Source organism: Paenibacillus sp. 01T431, assembly GCF_056398625.1.
This window is the reverse complement of sequence record NZ_JBFTPT010000057.1, coordinates 1-782: the sequence shown is the minus strand read 5'-3', so window position 1 is coordinate 782 and position 782 is coordinate 1. Positions and strand designations below refer to the sequence as shown.

3 rRNA genes are annotated in these 782 nt (G+C 47.1%); all 3 read left to right on the top strand.

Features of this window, described 5'->3' with window-relative positions:
- Positions 1-72, top strand: a 16S ribosomal RNA gene (locus AC1DM9_RS34375); the annotation flags it as partial.
- Positions 73-243: 171 nt separating this feature from the next.
- Positions 244-360: ribosomal RNA gene (gene rrf, locus AC1DM9_RS34370) — 5S ribosomal RNA — on the top strand.
- A gap of 288 nt (positions 361-648) precedes the next feature.
- Positions 649-782: ribosomal RNA gene (locus AC1DM9_RS34365) — 23S ribosomal RNA — on the top strand; the annotation flags it as partial.

The following is a 782-nucleotide window of genomic DNA, read 5'->3' as shown; positions in this document are numbered from 1 at the left end:
GTGGGGTAGATGATTGGGGTGAAGTCGTAACAAGGTAGCCGTATCGGAAGGTGCGGCTGGATCACCTCCTTTCTAAGGAAATACCCGAACCCGATGAGGTTCGGATAAACTTGGCAGTTTATCGCTTACTCGTTGTCAGTTTTGAAAGAGTAAAGCAATACATAGATGAAGAACGAGGCGTTAGCGCCTGATCTGATTTCGTGGAATTGTAGTACGCTTTCTTTCAGTRTGTCTAGTCATTCGTTTGGTGGCGATGGCGGAGGTGAACCACGCGTTCCCATACCGAACACGACCGTTAAGCCCTTCAGCGCCGATGGTACTTAGACCGCAGGGTCTTGGGAGAGTAGGACGTCGCCAAGCGGATTRAATCATACAAGTGAGTTACCAACTTTTAGTGGTTGATTGTAACRAGCGAATATGTTAATCTAAYAYTCCTGCYGCGAAAGCAGTATGGACAAAATTGCACCTTGAAAACTGGATAACGAAAGAAAAGAATTGCTGAAACATCCTTTAAAGYTGTTTTTAYGTAAGCGAAAGGTGTTCGAGATTGTTGCGACTTCTTTTCGTTTTGTTTCAACCACTTGATGTCTTAGGAAATYGAGGAAACAAAATGAAAACGRCGSACAAGCCGAATCACCACGAGCAWTTGGTTAAGCTAGTAAGAGCGCACGGAGGATGCCTAGGCACCAGGAGCCGAAGAAGGACGTGGCGAACAACGATACCGCCCCGGGGAGCCGTAAGCAGGCATTGATCCGAGGATTTCCGAATGGGGAAACCCAGCT